Source organism: Chryseobacterium sp. (assembly GCF_041914225.1).
In the GTDB taxonomy this organism is placed as follows: Bacteria; Bacteroidota; Bacteroidia; order Flavobacteriales; family Weeksellaceae; genus Chryseobacterium.
Window position 1 is genome coordinate 56,916 of sequence record NZ_JAYSDT010000004.1, and the last position, 19,039, is coordinate 75,954.

16 protein-coding genes are annotated in these 19,039 nt (G+C 37.2%); 8 read left to right on the forward strand and 8 right to left on the reverse strand.

Translation table 11 applies throughout. The features are described 5' to 3' along the window. Nucleotides 1-287: 287 nt before the first annotated feature. Nucleotides 288-842: a thioredoxin family protein gene (locus ACE3RB_RS03105; RefSeq protein WP_332385400.1), complete on the forward strand. Its 555-nt coding sequence runs from the start codon at nucleotides 288-290 to the stop codon at nucleotides 840-842. Between the two features lie 624 nt (nucleotides 843-1,466). Here ACE3RB_RS03105 and ACE3RB_RS03110 read toward each other — a convergent pair. Beyond that, entirely contained in the window at nucleotides 1,467-2,372 is a 906-nt protein-coding gene (locus ACE3RB_RS03110) for an AraC family transcriptional regulator (RefSeq protein WP_374462856.1), read from the reverse strand. Between the two features lie 123 nt (nucleotides 2,373-2,495). Between ACE3RB_RS03110 and ACE3RB_RS03115 the strand changes: the two genes are divergently transcribed. The 3 genes from ACE3RB_RS03115 to ACE3RB_RS03125 are packed head-to-tail and all read left to right on the forward strand — an operon-like array spanning nucleotide 2,496 to nucleotide 7,673. After that, nucleotides 2,496-3,725: a sugar MFS transporter gene (locus ACE3RB_RS03115; protein WP_374462857.1), complete on the forward strand. Its 1,230-nt coding sequence runs from the start codon at nucleotides 2,496-2,498 to the stop codon at nucleotides 3,723-3,725. Between the two features lie 2 nt (nucleotides 3,726-3,727). Beyond that, entirely contained in the window at nucleotides 3,728-5,209 is a 1,482-nt protein-coding gene (locus ACE3RB_RS03120) for a trehalase family glycosidase (protein ID WP_374462858.1), read from the forward strand. Between the two features lie 22 nt (nucleotides 5,210-5,231). Beyond that, nucleotides 5,232-7,673: a TonB-dependent receptor gene (locus tag ACE3RB_RS03125; RefSeq protein WP_374462859.1), complete on the forward strand. Its 2,442-nt coding sequence runs from the start codon at nucleotides 5,232-5,234 to the stop codon at nucleotides 7,671-7,673. Nucleotides 7,674-7,824: 151 nt separating this feature from the next. On the opposite strand, the gene ACE3RB_RS03130 is transcribed toward ACE3RB_RS03125, so the two are convergent. After that, nucleotides 7,825-8,463 carry an MBL fold metallo-hydrolase gene (locus tag ACE3RB_RS03130; RefSeq protein ID WP_374462860.1) on the reverse strand — a complete coding sequence of 213 codons (639 nt, stop codon included), beginning with the start codon at nucleotides 8,461-8,463 and terminating at the stop codon, nucleotides 7,825-7,827. A 70-nt stretch (nucleotides 8,464-8,533) separates the two neighbouring features. Between ACE3RB_RS03130 and ACE3RB_RS03135 the strand changes: the two genes are divergently transcribed. Both ACE3RB_RS03135 and ACE3RB_RS03140 read left to right on the forward strand, forming a co-directional pair. Then, a complete protein-coding gene (locus ACE3RB_RS03135; protein WP_374462861.1) occupies nucleotides 8,534-9,754 on the forward strand; it encodes a DUF5103 domain-containing protein in 1,221 nt (406 codons plus the stop codon). A 360-nt stretch (nucleotides 9,755-10,114) separates the two neighbouring features. Then, on the forward strand, nucleotides 10,115-12,073 hold the full coding sequence (locus tag ACE3RB_RS03140) for a M4 family metallopeptidase (protein ID WP_374462862.1): 1,959 nt from the start codon (nucleotides 10,115-10,117) through the stop codon (nucleotides 12,071-12,073). 82 nt (nucleotides 12,074-12,155) lie between these two features. Here the strand turns inward: ACE3RB_RS03140 and hemH are convergent, their stop codons facing one another. From hemH to ACE3RB_RS03155, 3 genes are read right to left on the reverse strand one after another with little or no spacing between them, the layout of a single operon-like run. Next, entirely contained in the window at nucleotides 12,156-13,184 is a 1,029-nt protein-coding gene (gene hemH / locus ACE3RB_RS03145) for a ferrochelatase (protein WP_374462863.1), read from the reverse strand. Between the two features lie 15 nt (nucleotides 13,185-13,199). Then, on the reverse strand, nucleotides 13,200-13,727 hold the full coding sequence (locus ACE3RB_RS03150; protein WP_374462864.1) for an NADPH-dependent FMN reductase: 528 nt from the start codon (nucleotides 13,725-13,727) through the stop codon (nucleotides 13,200-13,202). Nucleotides 13,728-13,738: 11 nt separating this feature from the next. Further along, nucleotides 13,739-14,617: a NifU family protein gene (locus ACE3RB_RS03155; RefSeq protein ID WP_374462865.1), complete on the reverse strand. Its 879-nt coding sequence runs from the start codon at nucleotides 14,615-14,617 to the stop codon at nucleotides 13,739-13,741. A gap of 165 nt (nucleotides 14,618-14,782) precedes the next feature. Between ACE3RB_RS03155 and ACE3RB_RS03160 the strand changes: the two genes are divergently transcribed. Continuing rightward, on the forward strand, nucleotides 14,783-15,319 hold the full coding sequence (locus ACE3RB_RS03160) for a gamma carbonic anhydrase family protein (RefSeq protein ID WP_374462866.1): 537 nt from the start codon (nucleotides 14,783-14,785) through the stop codon (nucleotides 15,317-15,319). A 148-nt stretch (nucleotides 15,320-15,467) separates the two neighbouring features. Here the strand turns inward: ACE3RB_RS03160 and ACE3RB_RS03165 are convergent, their stop codons facing one another. Continuing rightward, nucleotides 15,468-15,920: a hypothetical protein gene (locus ACE3RB_RS03165; protein WP_374462867.1), complete on the reverse strand. Its 453-nt coding sequence runs from the start codon at nucleotides 15,918-15,920 to the stop codon at nucleotides 15,468-15,470. An 82-nt stretch (nucleotides 15,921-16,002) separates the two neighbouring features. Between ACE3RB_RS03165 and ACE3RB_RS03170 the strand changes: the two genes are divergently transcribed. Further along, a complete protein-coding gene (locus ACE3RB_RS03170; protein WP_374462868.1) occupies nucleotides 16,003-18,129 on the forward strand; it encodes a helix-turn-helix domain-containing protein in 2,127 nt (708 codons plus the stop codon). Between the two features lie 31 nt (nucleotides 18,130-18,160). On the opposite strand, the gene ACE3RB_RS03175 is transcribed toward ACE3RB_RS03170, so the two are convergent. Both ACE3RB_RS03175 and ACE3RB_RS03180 read right to left on the reverse strand, forming a co-directional pair. After that, nucleotides 18,161-18,571, reverse strand: a complete 411-nt coding sequence (locus ACE3RB_RS03175; RefSeq protein ID WP_374462869.1) for a M12 family metallopeptidase — start codon at nucleotides 18,569-18,571, stop codon at nucleotides 18,161-18,163. Then, nucleotides 18,453-18,953, reverse strand: coding sequence for a M12 family metallopeptidase (locus tag ACE3RB_RS03180; RefSeq protein ID WP_374462946.1), 501 nt, complete (start codon nucleotides 18,951-18,953; stop codon nucleotides 18,453-18,455). Before ACE3RB_RS03180 ends, ACE3RB_RS03175 begins: the two co-directional genes overlap by 119 nt. Between the last annotated feature and the right edge of the window lie 86 nt (nucleotides 18,954-19,039).

A 19,039-nucleotide genomic window follows, 5' to 3' on the forward strand; every position in this document is an offset into this window, starting at 1 on the left:
AAACTTTTTGATATAACTTCCAAAGGATATTATGATTTTTATAGATTGGACTACTACTTGATGAAAAATAAATGAAAGGCTGGAGGCTGAAAGAATGGGAGCTGGAAGTTATTTCAGAGGTCAATAAATCTAATAATAGAATTTGGCTATAACTATTTTTGAGGCTTAAAAATCTTCCCTTCTCCAACTTCCAGTTTCCTTACCCTACAAAAATAAAATGTCTGTTTCAGAACCCGGCTCAATTAACAAAAGAAATAATTATCTTTGCCAGTAAAGAAAAAAAGGATATGAATACTCCATCAAATATGCTGGCATTAGGAACAAAAGCACCGTTTTTTGAACTTCCTAACCCGTCAAAAACGAACGAACTTCAGTCTTTGGAAGAACTGAAAGGAGAAAAAGGAACATTGGTTATCTTTATGTGCAACCACTGTCCGTTTGTTCTTCATGTGATTGATAAGATTAATGAATTATATGAAGATTATAACGAAAGAGGAATTGAATTCATAGCAATCAATGCCAATGACGTTGAAAAATATCCGGCAGATTCTCCGGAAAAAATGATTGAATTCCAGATTGAAAGAAGATTTGATTTTCCTTACTTATTTGATGAAAGCCAGGCGGTAGCTAAAGCTTACGATGCCGCTTGCACACCGGATTTTTATTTCTTTGATGATAAACTGGATTTGGTGTATAGAGGTCAGATGGATGATTCAAGGCCGGGAAATAATAAAGATGTAACAGGCGAAGATTTAATCATTGCTTTTGAAAATCTTTTGGCCGGAGAACCTCAGGAAGAAATTCAAAGACCTAGTATGGGATGTAATATTAAATGGAAATAATTCTGGTTGCTAGTTGTTTAGTTACTGGTTTTTACTTAATAATATAAAGCTGCTCTTCTGGAGTGGCTTTTTTGTTGATTGAACATCGTTCATTTAGCTATTCACACACTTTGTCACTCCGCAGGAGTCTCAGCATAGCTTGTTTTATTATAAGCTACTGCAAAATTACATATGAGAAAGTCTGGATTCCTACGTAAAGGACAAGTACAACATTTAGTATAGCCATACATTTTGTCACTCCGCAGGAGTCTCAGCTTAGTTTGTTTTTATTATAAGCTACTGCACAATTACATATGAGAAAGTCTGGATTTCTACGGAATGACAAGTACGAGAGCATGATCTATTCATCCATTTTTGTCACTCCGTAGGAATCTCAGCATAGTTTGTTTTTCTTATAAGCTACTGTAAAATCACGTATGAGAAAGTCTGGATTCCTACGGAATGACAAGTACGAGAGCATGATCTATTCAACCACTTTTGTCACTCCGCAGGAGTCTCAGCATAGTTTATCTTATTATAAGCTACTGCAAAATTACATATGAGAAAGTCTGGATTCCTACGGAATAGACAATTACAACACTTAGTTATCATACAAATTGCCACTGGCAGAGGTCTCAGCAAAAACTAAAAGCTTACCTTAATTTTAGTCTCCTTTTCAACCTTCAGATCCACATTCACTTTATTATGAGTATAATTTTTTATAAACTCTGAAGGCGTCTTCCCTGTATATTTTTTAAACATCCTGTTAAAGTACGTTACATTATTGAAGCCGCATTGGTAACTGCATTCTGAAATAGACCTGTCCTGTACCATCAGCAGACATGCCTTATTGATTCTATATCTGTTTACAAACTCTGTAAAAGTGATCTGCGTTGTTTTTTTGAAAAAATTACAGAAAGCTGGCAGTGTCAGATTAGCCAGTTTTGCAACGTCTTCAATATCAATTTCCTTGTCATAATGATGTTCTACGTAGGTAAAGATATTTTCAAGGCGGGCTTTATTTTTGGAAATAATCGTGTACGGCATAATTTCTTTATTCAGGAGATCATAATCTTCACATTTCGAAAGCTCAAAAAGAATTTCCAGAAGCAATAAATATCTTTTATAACCTTCCGATTCCAGCATAAGTCTCAATTTTGGGAGCATTATTTTTTTTACTTTATGATGAAAATGAATACCGTATTTTGAAAGCTCCAGAAGATTTTTGATGGATCTGGCTTCTACTTCCTGCTGGGGAAACTGAAGGATTTCTTCCTTAAACTGAAGTACAATTTCTTCATGAGGGTCAATGGAGTTCAGTCCGAATCCGGAGTGGGGGATATTAGACCCGATTAACACAAGATCTCCATTCGTGTAATTACTTTTATGGTAGCCGACATGGCGGGTTCCGCTCCCGGAAATAACACACACCAGCTCAATTTCGGGATGATAATGATATTCCCATTTGAACTCTGAGATAGGAGAATTATTATGAATAGTTCGGAATGAGCTCTTTTCATTAGGAATCACCCTTTCAAAAGTAACTTTCATTTAATTAATCATATTTAATTCTTAAAAATACTAATTATATTAATATAGTTCAAATATTGATTTACTGTGTTAAATTATCGTTAACTCAAATGCTTCTATCTTAGCCGGCAAGAAGTAACCTGAATGAAAAATATTAACATCAAGGCCGTTTTATTTTTAAATTATTTTGTCTTTGCCATTCTTCTGAATTCTGTAGGAACTGTGATCCTGCAGGTACAGCAGAATTTTGGAATTTCAAAATCATCGGCCAGTGTTCTGGAAGGCTTTAAAGATCTTCCTATTGCCATATGTTCATTCATTCTTGCTTCATTTCTTCCCAAAATAGGAATCCGGAAATCAATGCTGATTGCCTTGCTGCTGGTAAGCTGTATGTGTTTTGTAATGCCGTTTACCAATGCCTTCTGGGTTTTCAAATTATTATTTGCCATCGTAGGCGTTTCATTTGCACTGATCAAAATATCAGTTTTTACTTCTATTGGATTGGTAACTGAAACAGATAAGGAACATTCCAGTTTTATGGGATTTCTGGAAGGATTTTTCATGATTGGAGTATTGGCAGGAAATGTTTTATTCAGCTTATACATTGATGATCACAATCCGGAATCTACACGATGGCTGAATGTTTATTGGGTTCTCGGAGGGCTTTCCAGCCTGTCTTTTTTATTCCTGTTCTTTTCAAAACTGGATGAGAAAGAAGCGAAAAGTGAGAAAACAGATCTGTTAGGAGATTTAAGAAACAGTGCAAGTCTGTTCAGTTATAAAAAAGTGCTGTGCTTTTTATTATGCGCTTTCCTTTTTGTACTGGTAGAGCAGAGTTTTCAAACCTGGACGCCTACTTTTTATAAAGAGATTTTAAAAGTGCCAACCTCCATGAGTATTCAGGCGGGAGCCGTTTTGGCAGGCGCTTTTGCACTGGGTAGATTCTTGTCAGGGTTTTTCTCCAAGAAATTCAGCTGGATCTATGTGGTTTCCTTTTGTGTGGTAGGTTTTGCCATAAGTTTGCTTCTGGTTCTGCCATTAACTCACAATATCCATATAGATACCAATACAAATTGGCTGAATGCGCCTTTGGTTGTCTATTTATTTCCTTTGATGGGAGGTTTGCTGGCACCAATTTATCCGAGCATTAATTCTGTAATTCTGGCGTCGATACCGAAATATCTGCACAGTGCCATGTCAGGATTGATTGTTGTGTTCTCAGCAATCGGAGGAACGATAGGTTCCATCATTACCGGTTTTGTATTTCAGGAATTCAGTGGGCAGCGGGCATTTTATCTGTCCTTGATTCCTCTGTCATTACTGATCACTTCAGCGGTTTTCATGAATAAATTAAAAATTAATCCTAAAAAATAGCAATGAGTAATCAACTTTATATAAACGATATTCAAACTCTTTTTGATGAAGTACAGAGATCTGAAATTTTTGAAGATCAGAAAATGATGACGGATGCGGTTCCATTATTTCCTGTTTCAAAGATCAATGAAGATTATGAAAAAACAAAAGACAGTCCCGGTTTTGATCTGAAAGATTTTGTAATGGCTCATTTTGATTTTTTAGGGGCCAGGGTTTCTGTTCAGAGGGAAGATCATCTTCCGATTGTGGATCATATTGAAAAATTATGGGATGAACTGACCCGAACGGCATATGAGGAAAGGGGAACACTGTTAAAATTACCGAAACCTTATATTGTTCCGGGTGGCCGTTTTAATGAGTTTTTCTATTGGGACAGCTATTTTATTATGCTTGGATTAAAAGCTTCCGGCAGAGTGGAAATGATGGAAAATATTATTGAGAACTGCTCTTATCTTATTCAGAATGTAGGATTTGTTCCCAATGCGAGCAGAACCCATTTCCTGAGCAGATCACAGCCTCCTTATTTTTCATTAATGCTGGATCTTCTTTTTGAAACAACTCATAATGAAGAAATTTATACAAAATACTATGAAACGCTTGAGAAGGAATATGCTTTCTGGATGGATGGCGAAGAAGGGTTGGAGAGTAATTCAAGTGTGAAAAGAGTAGTCAGAACAATAGACGGAGCTATTCTTAACCGGTATTACGATGCAGAAAATGCACCACGTCCTGAAAGTTACCTGATCGATATTGAAGATCATGAAAAAACAACAGAAGGTGAATTTTACAGAAACATAAGAAGTGCCTGTGAATCAGGCTGGGATTTTTCCAGCAGATGGTTCGCAGACGGACAAAATATACAGACGATAGAAACGCTGAACCTTGCACAGGTTGACCTGAACTGCCTTTTGTGGCATCTGGAAATGACTTTGGCAAAATCTTCAGCACTTCAGAATCTGAATGAAAAAGAATACTATTTTTCAGAAAGAGCAGCAAGCCGAAGACAGATGATCAATCAATATTTCTGGGATGAAAACACTAAGATTTACAAAGATTATCACATTAAAAAAAACACAAAAACACCGTCTGAACATATTGCTGCTCTTTACCCTTTATTCCTTGGTATTGCAGATCAGAAGCAGGCAGAAGCAGTTGCTGAAGCAGTTGCTGAAAAGTTTCTTTATCAGGGAGGCTTGGTAACGACCACTAAAAATTCAGGACAGCAATGGGATCTTCCCAATGCGTGGGCTCCTTATCAATGGCTGGGCTTCAGGGCAATGAAAAATTATGGCTTTGATGAACTGGCAGAAAAAATTAAAAATAACTGGTGTTCCAACGTAGAAAGAGTCTACCAGAATACCGGGAAACTGATGGAAAAATACAATGCATTAGATACAGAAACAATAGCAGGCGGCGGGGAATACCCCAATCAGGATGGATTCGGCTGGACGAATGGAGTGTATTTACAATTACAACAAAACTGAAACTAACTATAAAAATAAGGCTATGAAAAAAAAATCAATCTTTTTAATCGCCGCAACAGCTACGTTATATTTTAATAATGCTTATGCTCAGGAAACGCCGCAGGATTCTGCAAAAGTTTCCTCCATCGATCAGATTGTCATCACAGGAAACTCAAATCCTAAGAAAAAAATAGAATCCAGTACAGCGATTTCCACATTCAGTTCCAAAGAAATTCAGAAGCAAAACCCGATCAGTGCAGCTGCTTTATTACAAAGGGTTCCCGGGTTTGCTGTGGAAACATCCGGAGGTGAAGTAGGTAACAACCTTTTTGCAAGAGGTATTCCTTCCGCCGGAGCCTATGAATTTGTACAGGTACAGGAAGATGGTCTTGCTGTTTTTGAAGACGGCGCGCTTCAGTTTGCCAATGCGGATAATTTTTTCCGTGTAGATAATTCCGTAAGCCGTATGGAAGCTTTAAGAGGAGGTTCAGGATCCATTTTTGCAACCAATTCTCCAGGCGGTCTGATCAACTTTATTACAAAAGAGGGAACCAATGATTTCAGAGGTACGGCAAAGCTGGAAACCAGTACCTATGGATTAATGCGTACTGATGTGAATGTAGGCGGAGCACTGGTTCAGGATAAATTATTTTTCAATGTCGGCGGCTTTTACAGAACAGACGACGGTATCAGAAAAACAGGCTTCAAAGCCAATAACGGAGGACAGATCAGAATGAACCTGAAATATGTTTTTGATAAAGGGTATGTGAAAGTCTACTACAAAAAACTGGATGACAGAAATACATTCTTCCTTCCCATTCCTTTGATCCAGAACGGAAATAAACTGAAAGGATTCCAGGGATTTGACCCTAACTACGGAACCTACAGTTACAGAGCTATCAGCCAGCTGAATATTCCGCAAGCCGGAGGTGGGTTTTTTAACAGAAATCTTGAAGACGGAATTCATCCTAAAGTTGATGTTGTAGGCGCTGAATTTAAATATGACCTTGGAAATAATTTTAGTGTTTTAAACAAGACAAGATATACGGATATCAATATGAATTATACCGGAATTTTTCCGGCGGGAGGTCCTAAGCAGGCTTCTAAATATGCAACAGATCAGGTAAAAGACGGCGGACTTGGTATGAACGACTATCAGTACTCCCTGGTAAGCAACGGAGCTGTTGTAAATCCTGAGTTTGTACAAAAATTAGGATTCTGGGCGATTGATAAGCAGATGAATAACTTTGTGAATGACCTGCAGTTCAATTATAAATTCGATAAAGGAAACGTTACAGCAGGGTTTTACAAATCCAACTGGAAATCCCAGCAGTACTGGAACTGGAGCAATATTCTGACAACAGCTACAGACAGACCTGAGCTTCTTAACCTGGTAAACCCATCTCTTAGTCCATCTGATGACGGATACTCCAAAACTTACAACGGAGTGATGGATATGACATTTTTACAAAGAAGAACACAGACTCAGGGAAGTTTGAATGACCTGTATGTAAACTTAGACTATAATATTACAGATGCTTTAAGTGTGAACGGAGGTCTTCGTTACAGCCATGATTATTATAAAGGAAATTTTGCCAATACAACGACTTCCAACTTGAATAATTCCGGGTTAACAACAGACGGAACTCATGGTTTCAATACCACTACAGCGGATGATAACATGAGTGTATTGGGAAATAAATATACCTACTGGAATTATAATATAGATAAAGTTTCTTTCACATTGGCAGCCAATTATAAGATCAACAGGGAGAATGCAGTATATGCCCGTTTTTCTAATGGTTTCAGATCTCCGAATGAGGAAGCATACTACAATTATTTTTCCAATCCGGCACCGGATAAACCTTTAAAATCGGTAACGACCAATCAGCTGGAAGTAGGATACAAATATTACTCGCGTACTTTTGATGTAGCAGTGATTCCGTTTTATTCTACATTAAAGAACCTGTCATTTACCGATATCTTTTCTGATGGGAAATCTGAAAATACTTTTGCCAATACACGAAACTATGGAGTTGAGGTGGAAGGATATGCCCGCTTATTCAATAATATTTTAGAACTTACCTTCAACGGAACCATCCAAAGTCCAAAATATAAAAATCTTGAAGCAGGAAGTGTTCTCGAAGGCAACGTAGTAAGAAGAATGCCGAAATTTTATTTCAATATTTCGCCGGCAGTGAATATCACAAAAGAATGGAGGGCTTATGTAAGTATGAATTACTATGGAAAACGTTTCCAGGATGAGAAGAATGTGCAGACATTGCCTTCTTTCACAGAATTTGGGGCAGGAATGTCTTATCAGCTGGGAAAAATACGTTTTGCAGTGGATGGTACCAATATCTTCAATACAATTGGTATTACAGAAGGAGATCCGAGAGCAGGATCACCAAACGGAGATGGAATCATCATGGCCAGACCTATTATGGGGGCTGCTGCCAGAGCATCAATCACTTTGGATTTCTAAATTCTGTTTCTTTATAGCAACAAAACCGTCAGAATTTCTGACGGTTTTGTAATTTTTATGTTCACTTACATTAAGTGTCAGAGCTAAGTTTGAATCCAGACACTTGCAGAGCTCTCAAACTCTCAAACAAACCTCCAACTCTGAAACTCTCTTACTTCAAAAACGGATTATACTGTTTCTCAAACCCGATTGAAGTAGGATTCCCATGTCCTGAGAAAACCTGAGTATCATTATCTAAAATAAAAAGTTTCGATTTGATTCCTTCAATCAGCTGATCATAATTCCCTTTATATAAATCTGTTCTTCCGATGCTGCCTTCAAAAAGTACATCACCGGAGATCATGAATTTCTGATTTTCGTTATGATATACCACACTTCCCGGAGAATGTCCCGGAACATGGTAAATTTTAAACTTTTCACCATCCAGGTCCAGCTCGTCTCCTTCCTTTATATATTCGATATCTACTTTTACAGGATCTACCTTCATCCCGAATCTCACACCACTTGCCTGAAGCATATCCAGTACTTCCTGGTCTTCCTGATGCATATTCACAGGGACCTTGAAGGTATCAAATGCCCACTGAAGCCCGAATACATGGTCAATATGAGCATGTGTCAACAGAATTTTCTGAATTTTTAATCCTTTTTCAGTAATAAAATTATGGATAGCCTGAGTTTCCTGAGCATTCATATTTCCCGGATCTATTAACCAGGCATTTTTATTTTCATTATAGATGATGTAAGTATTTTCGCTCGCAAAGTTGAAAACGAAACCTTGAATCTGAAGCATATCTGAAAATTTTTTATTCAAAAATACGATATTATTAAGAAAATGGCTATTTTTCGCTATCTTCGTTATAATGAAAACTTTGCGAATACTCTTACTTTCTCTGAGTGGACTGGTTTTTGGGCAGAATATCCAAAGTATCCAGCTGTTCAATCCTCAGACCAATGACGAAACTCCTGTCATTAAGATAGGGGAACAATTGGTTCTTGGTTTTGATGATCTTACCAACGGCAGTCAGATCTACCGGTATACTTTCAAACATTATGACAGAAACTGGAATGAAGATAATCTGTTTTTTACAGAGTTTGCTGCCGGAAGCATGAATGCGCTTCTGGATCAGTTTCAGTACTCTTTCAATACATTACAGGCTTATACCCATTACAAACTGGTTTTTCCCAATGATAAAATCCAGCTGAAGGTATCAGGGAATTATGAGCTGATTGTTTATAAAGATTCCGCAGACCAGCCTCTCTTCAAGAAAAGGTTTTATCTGGTGGAAGATGTAACATCTGTGGGGTTAAATATTTCGAGATTTTCAGATGCCAAAAATCCCAACGTTAATCAGAGGGTAGAAGTGAATGTTTCTCCTAAAGGAGGGGATATTTCTTCCAATGTCAATTCAATTACTATGAATGTGATGCAGAATAACAACCCGAATATGGTGATTTCTAATCTTAAACCGAGCAGCGTTTTAGGAAATCAGATACTTTTCCAGCAGATGAATCTCGTTTTTCCGGGAGACAATGAGTTTTATTATTTCGATAATAAAAATATGAACATGGCAGCGGATATGGTGCGTGCCACGGAAATAAAAGATGATGTCAACCAGACCTATCTTCATCCTGTGTGGGCATTTCCTTTGAATTATCAATACCAGCCTGACGTAAATGGAGCATGGTATTACAGAAGAAATGACCTGGGAAGGGAAAGAGATGCGGAAAGAGAAGCAGACTATTCATGGGTACATTTCTATCTGGATTCTGACCCTGTGGACAAAGAGATTTATGTTTTAGGAGGATTTAATAATTATAAGCCAACCAAGGAAAATCAAATGCAGTACGATTCTGCTACGAAGCAGTATGTAGCTAAAATATTCCTGAAACAAGGCTTCTATAATTATGTACTCGCAACGAAAGAGGCCAATGGCTCTTTGAACTTTGGTGAAGTTAATGGTAATTTTTGGCAGACGGAGAACCTTTATCAGGCATTTCTGTACTATGCACCTTTCGGAAGGAATTATGATGGCCTTATGGGATATGGTGAATTCAGGACCCCGATTGCGAATAAGCGCTAGTGATCTGATATAATCGCTATAAAAATTATACATATAAATGGGACTGTCTCTTGAGATGGTCCTTATTTTTTGCTCATATTAAAAGAATTAATGTTGTAAACCTCAGATTAAACCTTATTTTTTTTAATTATAATGCACAGCATAGTGAAAAAAATAATTCACAAAAATTTGATTTTAATTAAATATTTTAACATAAAATTTATATTACTGAAAAATTATATTTAAATAATTTTCTTTGTTTTAAAATCATTATTGTGTTTTATTTATTGATTTGTAATATCAATTGAATTTTATTCATTGTTTTTCTTGTTTTATTGCGGAAAATTTATAAATTCGTCATCACAATCAACCATTATTAATATGAAAACTAAATTTATCTTAGTGGCTAGCGTTGCTGCCTGCTCTTTTGTTTTTGGACAAAACACACCATCAAAATTAATTCCGGGTAAAAGCGGCTTACATGCCGAATTTATGAGATTTGACAAAAATGCCCCGGCATTCCAGGGGAGTCCTGTTTTATTTGACGAAGCATCTCAGAGGCTTTCTCCCGGACAAGCCCGTAAACTAGGGCTGGAAAAGGATGCATTAGGTTTTGAGACCCAAAGATTCCAACAAACCGTTAATGATATTCCAGTAGAATACGGAATGATGGCGGTACAGACAAAAAACGGTAAAATTGTAGGACAATCCGGAAAGTGGGTTCTTAATGTGCCTAAAGGACTTGAGAAAAAAGCCAATATTTCTGAAAGTATTGCACTACAGAATGCTTTATCGTTCGTAGGAGCGGAATCCTATAAATGGAAAAACAAAGAGGAGGAAGATTTTCTTAAAAAAGAAACCGGAGACCCTAATGCAAGTTTTGCCCCTAAAGGTGAGTTAGTGTATTATTCAGATCCTGATGATGATAAGCTGAATGATTTAAGGCTGGCTTATAAGTTTGATATTTATGCTGAAAAACCGTTAAGCAGACAAAATGTTTTTGTAGATGCTAAAAACGGAAAGATACTGGGTGTGGATGCCATTATTCATGAAGTAAATGCTCCGGGAACAGCCGTTACAGCATATAGCGGAACCCGTAATATAACCACAGACTCTTATAATGGAAGTTACAGGTTAAGAGAAACAGGAAGAAATGCCGGAACAGCTGTGGAAACATACAACCTGAAAAAAGGAACCAGCTATGCTTCCGCTGTAGACTTTACAGATACGGACAATAACTGGAATAATGTTAATACCAATAAAGATCAATACGCTACAGATGCCCATTGGGGAGCAGAAATGACAGTAGATTATTATTATACAAAATATGGACGTAAGAGTATTGATAATAATAATTTTGCTATTAAATCTTATGTACATTATTCTACCAACTATTTTAATGCATTTTGGGATGGCTCCAGAATGACTTATGGTGATGGAAGCTCTACAACAAACGGTGGGAAACCTTTAACAGCCCTAGATGTGTGTGGTCATGAAATTACCCACGGTTTAACTTCTAAAACAGCTAATCTCGCTTATCAGAGAGAATCAGGAGCTTTAAATGAAGGTTTCTCAGATATCTTCGGGAACTCTATAGAGCGTTGGGCAAGACCTACGCAGGCAAGCTGGACTCTGGGAGAAGACTTCAGTTATGTGATCAGAGATATGTCGAATCCAAACGCTTACAGCCAGCCGGATACTTATAAAGGTAAGTACTGGAAAGATGCTACTACTACAGGATGTGCTGTACCAGGGCAAACTACCAATGACTATTGTGGAGTACATACCAACTCCGGAGTGCTGAACTTCTGGTATTATCTTTTAGTAACAGGAGGTTCAGGAACTAATGATAATGGTTTTGCTTATAACGTTTCCGGAATCGGACTGGATAAAGCAGGCGCTATCGCTTACAGAACATTAACCACTTATCTGACTTCGTCATCCAATTATGCCAATGCCAGAACTTACTCTCTTCAGGCAGCAGCAGATCTATACGGTGCCGGAAGCAATGAAGTAACACAGGTTACCAATGCATGGAATGCAGTAGGTGTAGGAGGTGGAACTTCTCCTGCCGGACTTGTAGCATCAACTTCAAACCTTTCAGCTTATACCATCAGCCCGAATCCGGCAACAGATAGATTCACTGTAAATTTTGAAGGTAAAGCAGGAAAAGGAATTGTAGAGCTGGTAAGCCTTACAGGTAAGAAAGAACTTTCTGAAAAAGTTGAAATCACTGACGGAGTGAATAAACTTAACATCCCGTTACCTTCCAATATTCTTCCTGGAGTATATATTGTAACTGTAAACGGACAGAAAGCAGGAAACCTGATTAAAAAATAACACCAAATAAATTTTTAATATATTCAACAAAAAGGCCGCAAGTTAATTCTTGTGGCCTTTTGTATATTTTAAGTCAGATAAATTAAACCAAATAGAAATCGTTCAGTTTTTCTTCACAAAGGATTTTTACGACTTCAATCCATCGGTCTTCATCATTCAGACATGGAATATAATGGAAGTTTTCACCGCCTCCATGCAGGAACTGCTCTTTTCCTTCTACAGAAATTTCTTCCAATGTCTCGAGGCAGTCGGAAACGAAAGCCGGACATACAATAGCCAGGTTTTTGACCCCTTTTTTACCAAGATTCTCAAGAGTTTCGTCTGTATTAGGCTCAATCCATTTGTCTTTTCCTAACCTTGACTGGAAAGAAACTATGGTTTTTTCTTTAGGCAAATTCAGTTTATCAATGACAAGCTGTGTCGTTTTATAACATTGGTAGCGGTAGCAAAACTGATGACTTGGATTATCTTCCCTGGAACAACAGTCATTAAGGTTACAGGTCCTGGTAGGGTCTGTCTTATAAATATGTCTTTCCGGAACACCATGGTAAGAGAACTGAAGGGCATCAAAATTTTCGGGAAGCTTCTCCTTAATACTTTCTGCAAGACAATTGATGTAAATATCCCTGTTGTAGAAAGGCTGAATATAATTGATCTTCACCTGTGGAAACTTCTTTTTTCTTACTTCTTCAGCTTTTTCAATTACAGTCTCCGTTGTGCTCATCGCATATTGAGGATATAGAGGAAAAAGAACAATTTCAGTGATTCCCTGATCCACAAGTTTCTGAATACCGGTTTCAATACTTGGTTCTGCATACCTCATCCCGATTTCCACCGGAACATCTACTACCTTCTGCAGTTTTTTCTGAATCTGCTCAGTAATGACAATCAGCGGTGAACCCTGATCTGTCCAAACCGTTTTATAGGCTTCTGCAGATTTTGCAGGTCTTGTTTTCAGGATAATTCCCTGTACAAGCAGTGCACGAAAAATCCAGCGATAGTCAATCACTCTTTCGTCCATCAAAAATTCATCAAGATATTCCTTTACGTCGTTTACAGAAGTTGATCTCGGTGATCCGAGGTTGACCAGTAAAATTCCTTTCTTATTCAATATTCTAATTTTTAATTATGAAACAGACGTTGTAAAATCTGTTACTAATTCTGCTACTTTGGCAAAGGTATTACTTTCCAGTAAGCCATTGCTGTCAAACTTGCCTTTTATCCCTTTTATTAATACCTGATGTTTATCATCTGTTACAGCGCCCAGAGTTTTTAAAATCAACAACAATTCTTCATGTCCTTTCTCCCCACTGGCAGAAGCAGTGATCACTGCTGTCGGTTTTTCAGAAAAAACTGTTGTGGAAACACACCACTCCAATAGATTTTTTAATCTTCCCGGGATGCTGAAAATATATTCCGGTGTGGAAAATATGACTCCAGCTGAATTTTTAATAGCTTCTCTGATCTCCAGAACTTCTTCAGGAGTATGATCATCCGTTAATGCTGTATCAAAATGGGGAAGAAAAGAAAGGTTATCATAGATCTGGAAATTTGTGTCATTCATTTTTTCCAGTACCTGTTGCATCAGCTTCAGGTTGCTTGAATTTTCAGAAGCACTTCCTATTATGATAACAATTTTCTTTCCGGGAGGCATTTTTAACTGTTTTATCCGTTTACAGCTTCTACTTTTTCTACCAGGTCCGGAACGAATTGTTTTAAAATATTTTCAATTCCGTTTTTCAAAGTAGCTGTAGAGCTTGGGCATCCTGAACATGCACCTTGCAGAAGCATTTTTGCCGTTTTATTCTCCTGGTCATATTCCATCAGGGAAATCTTTCCGCCATCATTTTCTACGGCAGGAGCTACATATTCATTTAAGATATCAGAGATTTTCTGTTCATCTTCAGTATAATCTCTGTTGATGATTTTTTCAACAGGATTTTCATGTTTCTGAGGCTCTATTTTTGAAATCTCACCTCCGTTTTGAAGATATTCAGCGATAAGAGCACGAACAGTCATCATTACCTGATGCCATTCTACAGAATTATCTCTGGTAACGGCTACAAAGTTGTCAGAAATGAAAACTTCCGTTGCAAAATCAAATTCTTTAAAAATAGCCTGAGCTAAAGGAACTTCTTCTGCAGCTTCTTTCGATTTTACTTCCACAAAACCGTCCATCAGTAATTTGCTTGAAACAAACTTCATTACATTGGGATTCGGAGTCATTTCAGCATAAATCTGATACATTTCTTTTTTCTTCTGAAGATAAATTCTCGGGTTAGCCAGTAATTCATCCTCAATTACGTTTTTCAGACTTTCAGCAACATGTTCCCACTCCACAGTATCCTGCTTTGCCACAGCAACAAAATTAGCCGTAATGAAAATTCTTTCCACAAACGGATAATTGAAAAGCTCCTGTGCCAATGGAATTTCTGATATATCTGAATTTCTGTCCAGCTCTAAAGACCCCGGGATGAGATTGTAATCTGCTACAAATTTCATCACTTTTGGGTTTTCGGTTGGTTCTATAAGTACGGTACGCATTTTTTCGTTAAATTTGAGATACAAAAATACGCATTAGAAGTCAGAAGCTGAAGACAGAGAGTTAGATTTTTGCTATCGCTGTAATTTAGAAGTTAGATACCTGAAATTATATGGCACATATCACATTCTCAAATCGGCTTATTTTCAAATTTTCAAATTAATATTATGGCACTTATAAAAGAACTTTTAGGAAAAGCACCACAGATCGGGGAGAATACATTTTTAGCAGAGACGGCAACCATTATTGGGGATGTTACCATGGGAAAAGACTGCAGTATCTGGTATAATGCAGTGATCAGGGGAGATGTTAATTATATCAGAATGGGAGACAAGGTGAACGTTCAGGATAATGCAATGTTGCACTGTACCTATCAGAAATATCCTCTGAATATCGGAAATAATGTCTCTATCGGACACAATGCGATTGTGCATGGATGTACTATTAAAGATAATGTATTGATCGGGATGGGAGCTATTGTAATGGATGATTGCCTGGTAGAAGAAAATTCTATCGTAGGAGCAGGTTCTGTAGTTACTCAGGGGACCCACGTTAAATCCGGAGAAGTCTGGGGCGGAGTTCCTGCAAAGAAAATCAAAGATATCAATGCACAGTTACTGGAAGGGGAAGTGAACAGAATTGCGGATAATTATGTTAAATATTCTTCATGGTATAAGGAAAATGTGAAAGATCATCAATTCTAGTCAAATGTCAATCCGCTGCGCTTGTTAATTTTTTTGGCTACAAACTTCAGTATTCACTTGCGAGGCATAAATTCACGATTAACAAATATAAAAGCTCCGTCCCCGGGACAGAGCTTTTTCGATTTGATATAGAACCTTTGCGTTATTGTTAGTTTGGATCAGGCGTAATAAGCCTTATCTTGCCATTGATACATTTTAGGGATGTAGGAGGCATAACCATCATACAGTCTGACACAATATTATACTTTTCATTAAAAGCTCTCACTTTATCCGTATACTCATTGACCCTTGGCAGGAAAGTCTCTTCTATTTTCTTGGGATAGGCTATGTATTGCTGAGGCCCGCCGCAGGATTTTGATCCCATAGGAGTAAATGCCCATTCACTGGCATCCGTACATTTTTCACCTGATACCTCAGATTCAATAGAAGCTTTTAGTTTATCCAGCTGCGCCTGTTCATATTTCTGACTGTCTTCGTCAGCCGGTCTGTCTGCGATATCGACAGGAAGATTGATATTGGCATTTTTTGATGTATTACAGGAAACCAAAGTTAATGTAGTACATAATACTATTGCAGGGATATGAAAGAATAATTTTTTCACAATAAACTTTTTTCTTTTTAAGAATTTTCAAAACTTATGCCAAGGTAAGAAAATCAAATTCATTTCCGTATTTTTGACAACGATGAACAATCATTTTTTTGACTTAATAGAATACACCAACAGAAGTGTTTTTCTGACCGGGAAAGCCGGAACGGGGAAAACAACATTTCTTAATGATTTTGTGAGGCGTACCAAGAAAAAGCATATTGTGGTAGCTCCTACAGGTATTGCTGCCATTAATGCTGGAGGAGTGACAATCCACTCTATGTTTGGACTGCCGTTGAGAACCTTTCTTCCTACTACAGAGAGGATAGATACCAGCTTGGCCAATAATATTGCCGATCTGATGCCTCATTTCAAGTACCGTAAAGATAAACTTAAGCTTCTGAGAGAAGTTGAAATTATTATCATAGATGAGGTTTCAATGCTGAGGGCTGACGTTCTGGATATGATGGATTTTTCTTTGCGGTTTATCAGAAGAAATAATCAGAGATTTGGTGGTGTACAGATGCTTTTCATCGGGGATTTGTATCAGCTTCCGCCGGTGGTGAGAGATGAGCATATCCTGAAAATGTATTACAATTCACCTTTCTTTTTTGACAGCCATGCCATTAAAGAAATCCCCATTGTTACCATTGAGCTGACAAAAGTATACAGACAGTCTGATGAAGAATTTCTGGAAATCCTGAATGCGATCCGTGACGGAGATGTGGATAATATCGATTTTGACTATCTTAATGAAAGGTATGATCCTGACTTTGATATGGGAAAAGAATCTTACGTTTATTTGTGTTCTCACAATAAAATGGCAGATGAGATCAACCAGGAAAAATTAGCAGAAATAAAAGTAGATCCTCAGGTTTATGAAGCTAAGCTTGTAGGAGACTTTAAAGAAAACCAGTTTCCAAACGACCAGTTTTTAGAACTGAAAATCGGGGCTCAGATCATGTTTATCCGAAATGATATTTCCGGTGAAAAGAAATATTTTAACGGAAAACTGGGGGAGATTATCGGGTTGGATGAAAATGAAATCCGGGTAGTACTGGACGAAAGTGAAAGAGAAATTGTTGTAAAAAGAGAAACCTGGGAACAGAAAAAATATTTCCTTGATACAGATAAAAATATCAAGGAAGAGGTATTGGGAAGTTTTGAGCAGTTTCCAATTAAGCTTGCATGGGCTGTAACAATTCATAAAAGCCAGGGGTTGACATTTGACAAAGTAATTATTGATGCCGGAAAAAGTTTCACGGCTGGTCAGGTGTATGTTGCTTTATCCCGTTGCAGAACCCTGGAAGGAATTGTTTTAAAGTCAAAAATTACCCCTGAAGTTATTTTTAAGGATAACAGGATTTTACATTTCCACACTGATACGATTGCCAATGATCATGTAGAAGCCATCCTCAATCAGGAAAAATATGATTACAGCATCAGAAAAGTGCTACGTACCCTGGATTGTACATGGTTTTTGAAAGAAGTGGAAGAGTGGAATAACCTTTCCATTGTCACCAAAAATATTGATCATGTTAAAACCAAACAGCTTTACCTGCAGTTAAAGCATGAAGCGGTGAACCTTGGGAAAATATTTGAAAAGCTGGAAAGAATCATTTTCCAGAAAGTCAATAATTTTATTGAACAGAAAGAAGACTGGTCTGAAATTGAAAGCAAATCAAAAGGCGCGGTTAATTTCTTTTTTACAGAGACCAGGAATAAAATATTCGATCCTTTGAAAGAATTTTATGTTGAAATAAAAGGAGTAAAAGGATTAAAGCAATACAATGAAGAATTTAAAAGCTGGTTGGAAGACATTGAAGAATATCTGAATAGCTTAAGAGAAATTCATCTTCTTGAAACGAAACTTTTAGATGAAAAGAATGATAAGGAAATCAATCTGAAAATTGCTAAAGTCCCTTCTCAGGTTTTAACCTTCCAATTGTTTGAACAGGGAAAAACCATCGGAGAAATTGCATTGGAAAGAGGTTTGGTGAAGGAGACCGTTATCGGCCACCTGGCTAAATTTGCAGAACAGGGATTGCTGGATATTACAAGAGTAATTACTTCAGATAAGATTAAAGCTTTTGAAGAAGAGTTCTATAAAAATCCGCATGAAACATTAACCGAATGGAAAAATGCACTGCCAAGCCATTTTGAATTTAACGAAATCAGGATTTTAATTAATCACTATAATTATAAAAAAGAAAAGAACTCGTAAGAGTTCTTTTTTATGCAGTTCTAATAAGAATTTAAGGATACATCGCATTGATGGTATTGATATCTCCTGTAGTAAATCCGGTTCTGTTATAAGTAAAATTGCTGTTGTCAGCTCTGGTAATCGTTGGCAGTCCGTTTTTAGAGTACGAAGTTGGCCAGTACATCATCACAGAATTGATATTAAAAGGGCCGATATCTGTTCCGGAACTGTAGATATTAAAATTATAAGACTGTCCGTTCTGGATGTTGTTCCACAGGATTTTTACATATTGGTCCCTGTCTTTACGCGTATGCTCATGATAAAGACCCACTGTATGTCCCATTTCATGAATAACTGATCCTACAGAAATATATTGATCCAGAGAAATTGTTTGTTTTCCTCCCTGATATGATATGCGCCCACCCATCTGACCCTGATGAGCTTCCGAATATAAATTCAACATAATTAGACTGGTTGGTACGATAAATCCATTGAGTATTGGTTTTAGTATTATACTCATTAATTGCAGTATTGATTTTGTTTACGTTGATAGAGCCCATATTGTTGGCAATAGTATAATAAATTTTACCGTTTGGCCACCTTGAATAACTGGCGCCGCCTTTATGAAGTTCACTGCCTCCGGATAACTGTTTATCGGTAAGAACAATATCTCCCTGGAAAAAATTCATTCCGTTTTTTCTTTCATAGGTAATTTCCTGGCCGTTCAATTGCCCTTTTTTTACATTGTCAATATTAAAAGCGTTGGTTTGTGCTTCAGAAGTAATTTCTTCAGTATTTTTACTGCAAGATGAAAATGTGACACCCAGAAGAAAACTTATCAACACAGTTTTTCCTGTCAGCATCTGCTTATAAAACAGACTGTTTGTTTTTTTTGATCATATTAATATTTTTAAGAATTTGGTATACGAAT

Bases quoted from the DNA above. Each gene is read 5' to 3' on its own strand.
- ACE3RB_RS03105 (WP_332385400.1), top strand. From the start codon at position 288: ATGAATACTCCATCAAATATGCTGGCATTAGGAACAAAAGCACCGTTT.
- ACE3RB_RS03110 (WP_374462856.1), bottom strand. From the start codon at position 2,372: ATGAAAGTTACTTTTGAAAGGGTGATTCCTAATGAAAAGAGCTCATTC.
- ACE3RB_RS03115 (WP_374462857.1), top strand. From the start codon at position 2,496: ATGAAAAATATTAACATCAAGGCCGTTTTATTTTTAAATTATTTTGTC.
- ACE3RB_RS03120 (WP_374462858.1), top strand. From the start codon at position 3,728: ATGAGTAATCAACTTTATATAAACGATATTCAAACTCTTTTTGATGAA.
- ACE3RB_RS03125 (WP_374462859.1), top strand. From the start codon at position 5,232: ATGAAAAAAAAATCAATCTTTTTAATCGCCGCAACAGCTACGTTATAT.
- ACE3RB_RS03130 (WP_374462860.1), bottom strand. From the start codon at position 8,463: ATGCTTCAGATTCAAGGTTTCGTTTTCAACTTTGCGAGCGAAAATACT.
- ACE3RB_RS03135 (WP_374462861.1), top strand. From the start codon at position 8,534: ATGAAAACTTTGCGAATACTCTTACTTTCTCTGAGTGGACTGGTTTTT.
- ACE3RB_RS03140 (WP_374462862.1), top strand. From the start codon at position 10,115: ATGAAAACTAAATTTATCTTAGTGGCTAGCGTTGCTGCCTGCTCTTTT.
- ACE3RB_RS03150 (WP_374462864.1), bottom strand. From the start codon at position 13,727: ATGCCTCCCGGAAAGAAAATTGTTATCATAATAGGAAGTGCTTCTGAA.
- ACE3RB_RS03155 (WP_374462865.1), bottom strand. From the start codon at position 14,617: ATGCGTACCGTACTTATAGAACCAACCGAAAACCCAAAAGTGATGAAA.
- ACE3RB_RS03160 (WP_374462866.1), top strand. From the start codon at position 14,783: ATGGCACTTATAAAAGAACTTTTAGGAAAAGCACCACAGATCGGGGAG.
- ACE3RB_RS03170 (WP_374462868.1), top strand. From the start codon at position 16,003: ATGAACAATCATTTTTTTGACTTAATAGAATACACCAACAGAAGTGTT.
- ACE3RB_RS03175 (WP_374462869.1), bottom strand. From the start codon at position 18,571: ATGTTGAATTTATATTCGGAAGCTCATCAGGGTCAGATGGGTGGGCGC.